The sequence below is a fragment of the Acidovorax sp. IB03 genome, from assembly GCF_016406015.1.
GTDB classification, from domain to species: domain Bacteria; phylum Pseudomonadota; class Gammaproteobacteria; order Burkholderiales; family Burkholderiaceae_C; genus Acidovorax; species Acidovorax temperans.
Map to the genome: position 1 here is coordinate 1 of NZ_JAEFCH010000074.1, position 3,479 is coordinate 3,479.

Sequence of the window (3,479 nt, forward strand, 5' to 3'; positions counted from 1 at the left end):
TCCAAATTCCCAACGAAAAAAATGCCAGTCAGCTCTTAACTGACTGGCATTGGGCGTTGGCCAGCCTTTTTTCATCCCGCCGTCACCCTGCGGCCCATTCCAGAGGCACTGCGTGACGGGTGGCCGTCTTTCATCGCACTGCTACCATCGCCCACCTGACTTCTGACATGCCTTTGCGCCGATCCCTGCGTCACTTGATGGTTTTGTTGCTGCTGTGCGGGGTGCTGCTCAGCGGCTGGCTGGCCTATGTGGTGGCATTGCGTGTGGGGCAGGCGCAGATCCAGGCCACGGGGCTGCACCGGCTGGAGCTGTACACCGCCAGCTTGCAGCGTGAGATCAGCAAATACGCCTTTCTTCCTGGCACGCTGGATCTGGAAAAAGAGGTGCTGGCCCTGCTGGCGCCCGATGCCTCCGCCGCGCAGGCCGAGGAAGTCAGCGCCTATCTCGAACAGTTGAATGAGCGCGCAGGCACGCTGTCCATCTACGTCATCAACCTGGATGGCCGGGTGGTGGCCACCAGCAACTGGCGGCGGCCTGACAGCTTCATGGGCGAGGACCTACAGTTCCGCCCCTACTTTCGCGATGCACTCAGCAGTGGCACCGGGCGCCTGTTTGGCATCGGCACCACGCGCGGAGAGCCTGGCTACTACCTGGCATCTGCGCTGCTCGACGGCAACCGCACCGTGGGTGTGGCGGTCACCAAGGTCAGCCTGGACCAGCTGGAGCAGTCGTGGTCCACCGTTGAGGCCCCGGTCATCGTGACCCACGAGAACGGCGTGGTGATTCTGGGCTCGGTGCCCGACTGGAAATTCACGGCCCTGCGCCCGCTGGACGAGAACACGCGCAAGGCGTTTGACCAAACCCTGCAGTACAACCGCCGTGCCCTCTCGCCCCTGGGCATCAAGGTGCTGAGCGATCTGGACCAGGGCGCGCGCGTGGTGCACGTGGCGCGTGAGGGCACCGAGATGGCATCGGTGTACCCGGTCACTGGCCGGTTTCTGACCCAGGCGCGTGCCTTGCCGGGCACACCGTGGACGATCACCGTGTTCTCGCACATGGCGCGGGCCGACGAGGCGGCCCAGAGTTATGCCCTGATTGCCAGCACGGGCACGGCCTTCTTGGCGCTGCTCGGTTTCATGCTCAACCAGCGGCGCCGCCACCAGCGCGATCGCGTGCGTGACCGGCTGGCCGCACGCGAGGCGCTGCAGGCCGCGCACGATGAGCTGGAGCGCAAGGTGCAGCAGCGCACGTCCGACTTGCAACAAACCAACGAACGCCTGCAGCAGGAAGTGCAAGAGCGCATCCGTGCAGAAGCCACCCTCAGGGCCGCGCAGAACGAGCTGGTGCAGGCGGGCAAGCTGGCGGTGATTGGGCAGCTCTCCACCGGCGTGGCCCATGAACTGAACCAGCCCCTGACGGCGCTGCGTACTTTGTCGGGCAACAGCCTGCGGTTTCTGGAGCGGGGCGACCTGGCCACCGTGCAGATCAACCTCGAACGCATTGCCCAGTTGGCTGACCGCATGGGCCTCATCACGGGCGAATTGCGTGCGTTTGCGCGCAAGTCTTCCGGCGAGCCGGGTGCCGTGCCGGTGCGCGCAGCCCTTAGCAATGCCCTTGCGGTGCTGGAATCACGAATCCAGCAATCCAGCGCCCAGGTCGAAGTTCAGGTGGCTGAACCCGAACCCATAGCCTGGTGCGACGGCAACCGTCTGGAGCAAGTGCTTGTCAACCTGATCAACAACGCGCTTGATGCCATGGCGGGCGCGCCCACGCCGTGCGTGCAGGTGCGTTGCGAGTTGCTCCATGGCCAGGTGCATGTGCAGGTGCGGGACCATGGGCCAGGGCTGTCTGAAGAGGCGATTGCCCATTTGTTTGAGCCGTTCTTCACAACCAAGAGCTCAGGTGACGGCCTGGGCCTGGGCCTGGCCTTGTCGGCCGGTATCGTGCGCGAATCGGGCGGCACGCTCGGCGGTGCCAACCACCCCGGCGGTGGCGCAGTCTTCCATCTCACCCTGCCTGCGGCACAGCCGGGCCACCCACAACCATCATGACTGATGACCTCAAGGTGCTGATCGTCGAAGACGATCCCGACATTGTTCTGGGTTGCGAGCAGGCCTTGCAGCTCGAAGGCATTGCCACTGAAAGCGCCCCCAGCGCAGAGAAGGCGCGCGCGCGGCTGGGGCGTGATTTTCGGGGTGTGGTGGTCAGCGACATTCGCTTGCCGCAAATGGATGGCATGGCTTTTCTCCAAGAAATCATGCGCACCGATCCCGAGCTGCCGGTGGTGCTGATCACGGGCCACGGCGATATTTCCATGGCCGTGCAAGCCATGAAGGATGGCGCACACGACTTCATCCAGAAGCCCTTCACGCCAGAGCAGCTGGTGAGCGCGGTGCGCCGTGCGCTGGACAAGCGCCGCCTGGTGCTGGAAGTGCGTGATTTGCGCAGCCAGCTGGCGCAGCGCGACGCCATTGAGCGGCTGGTGATGGGCCGCGCGCCCAACATACGGCAACTGCGCGAAGTGCTCTCGGGGCTGGCTGCCAGCTCGGTGGATGTGCTGATCCACGGCGAGACCGGCACCGGCAAGGAGCTGGTGGCCCGCTGCCTGCACGAAGCCAGCCCACGCAGCAAGGGCCACTTTGTGGCCATCAACTGCGGCGGGCTGCCCGACACGCTTTTCGACAGCGAAATGTTTGGCAACGAAGCCGGGGCCTTCACCGGCGCGGGCAAGCGGCGCATTGGCAAGCTGGAACATGCCAGCGGTGGCACGCTGTTCCTCGATGAAATCGAGAGCATGCCCATGGCCATGCAGATCAAGCTGCTGCGCGTGCTCCAAGAGCGTGTGCTCGAACGCCTGGGCTCCAACACCCTCATTCCCATCGACTGCCGCGTGGTGGCCGCCACCAAGGTGGATTTGCTGGACCTGTGCAAACAAGGCAAGTTTCGCGAAGACCTGTACTACCGCCTGAGCATCGCCACGGTGGATCTGCCGCCGCTGCGAGAACGCCGTGAAGACGTACCGTTGCTCTTCGAGCACTTTCTGATGCTGAGCGCGGCGCGCCACCAGCTGCCCGTGCCCGAGCTGGCCCCCGGCCAGCTGCAGCAACTGCTGGGCTACCACTGGCCCGGCAATGTGCGTGAACTGCGCAACGTGGCCGAGCGGGCGGTGCTGGGCATTGCCGCCAGCGCTGCGCCATTTGCCGCAAAGGCGGGCGAGGGCGCAGAACCCGCGCCCGTGCAGGCCCTGGCTGCCGCGGTGGATGCGTTCGAGCGCACCTTGATTGCCGAGGCCTTGCGCCAGCACGGTGGCAACCTCACCCGCACGGCCGAGGCTCTACGGGTGCCCAAGACCACGCTGCACGACAAGATCCGCAGGCACGGCCTGGGTTCATGAGCCCAGCGGCTGTGCGCAAGGGCCACTATTGGGCAATGCCGCTCAGTTAAGTCTGAGCGGCATTTTTTTGACGGGATACTGGGTC

Annotated in this window: 2 protein-coding genes; both read left to right on the plus strand. The window is 64.8% G+C overall.

The window, feature by feature from the left end:
- Positions 1–167: 167 nt before the first annotated feature.
- Positions 168–2,051, plus strand: coding sequence for an ATP-binding protein (locus IHV84_RS20010; protein ID WP_198848140.1), 1,884 nt, complete (start codon positions 168–170; stop codon positions 2,049–2,051).
- Positions 2,048–3,394 (plus strand): sigma-54 dependent transcriptional regulator, encoded by a 1,347-nt coding sequence (locus IHV84_RS20015; RefSeq protein WP_198848141.1) that lies wholly within the window; start codon positions 2,048–2,050, stop codon positions 3,392–3,394. The genes IHV84_RS20010 and IHV84_RS20015 overlap by 4 nt, the downstream gene beginning before the upstream one ends.
- Positions 3,395–3,479 lie beyond the last annotated feature (85 nt).

What these genes read in the sequence shown, in the direction of transcription:
- IHV84_RS20015 (WP_198848141.1), top strand. Translation starts at nt 2,048, where the DNA reads ATGACTGATGACCTCAAGGTGCTGATCGTCGAAGACGATCCCGACATT.
- IHV84_RS20010 (WP_198848140.1), top strand. Translation starts at nt 168, where the DNA reads ATGCCTTTGCGCCGATCCCTGCGTCACTTGATGGTTTTGTTGCTGCTG.